The 957-nt window shown below is 57.6% G+C and carries 1 protein-coding gene; it reads left to right on the top strand.

What is annotated here, in order from left to right; translation table 11 throughout:
- A partial coding sequence (locus tag DK261_RS33040) for an Ig-like domain-containing protein (protein ID WP_256597557.1) occupies nt 1–957 on the top strand: 957 nt, incomplete at both ends.

The following is a 957-nucleotide window of genomic DNA, read 5'->3' as shown; positions in this document are numbered from 1 at the left end:
CGGCGGGTAACGTCAGTGTGCCAGCCACTGTCGAGTATGTTGCTAACCCGGAGATTGACACCACAGCGCCGAACCCAGCGACCGGGCTTACAGCCACCACGACACCTAATGGTGGGGTCAAGGTCAGTGGTATTGCTGAGCCGAACAGCAAAGTCACTGTGACCCTGATTGATGGCACGAAGCAGGAGGTGCAGGCTGGTCCTGACGGTGGCTTCGAACTGATCAGCAAAACGCCACAAGGCAGCGGTACGATCCAGGCTGTGGCGATTGATGCGGCGGGCAACGTCAGTGTGCCAGCCACTGTCGAGTATGTTGCTAACCCGGAGATTGACACCACAGCGCCGAACCCAGCGACCGGGCTTACAGCCACCACGACACCTAATGGTGGGGTCAAGGTCAGTGGTATTGCTGAGCCGAACAGTACGGTGACTGTAACTCCAGTTGATGGCCCACCTCAGAAAGTGCAGGTCGGGCCTACTGGTATTTTCGAGTTGATTATCGAGACTCCGCAAAGTAACGGCATGATTTCGGTCGAAGTAACCGACGGTGCAGGCAACGTCAGTGCCTCAACCAAGGTGCCTTATACGGCTAACCCGGAGGTTGACACCACAGCGCCGACCCCTCCATCTGACTTGCAAGCGGTCACGCAAAAGGACGGTACGGTCAAGGTCAGTGGCAAGGCAGAGCCGAACAGCAAAGTCACCGTGACCCTGATCGATGGCACGAAGCTGGATGTGCAGGCAGGTCCTGACGGTAGTTTTGAACTGATCAGCAACACTCCGCAAAGCGGTGGCACGATCCAGGCTGTTGCGATCGATGCGGCGGGTAACGTCAGTGTGCCAGCCACTGTCGAGTATGTTGCTAACCCGGAGATTGACACCACAGCGCCGAACCCAGCGACCGGGCTTACAGCCACCACGACACCTAATGGTGGGGTCAAGGTCAGTGGTATTGCTG

Source organism: Pseudomonas sp. RW409 (genome assembly GCF_003184125.1).
Classification (GTDB): Bacteria; Pseudomonadota; Gammaproteobacteria; order Pseudomonadales; family Pseudomonadaceae; genus Aquipseudomonas; species Aquipseudomonas chlororaphis_I.
The sequence above is the reverse complement of the archived record's forward strand: the minus strand, read 5'-3'. Positions and strand labels throughout refer to the sequence as shown.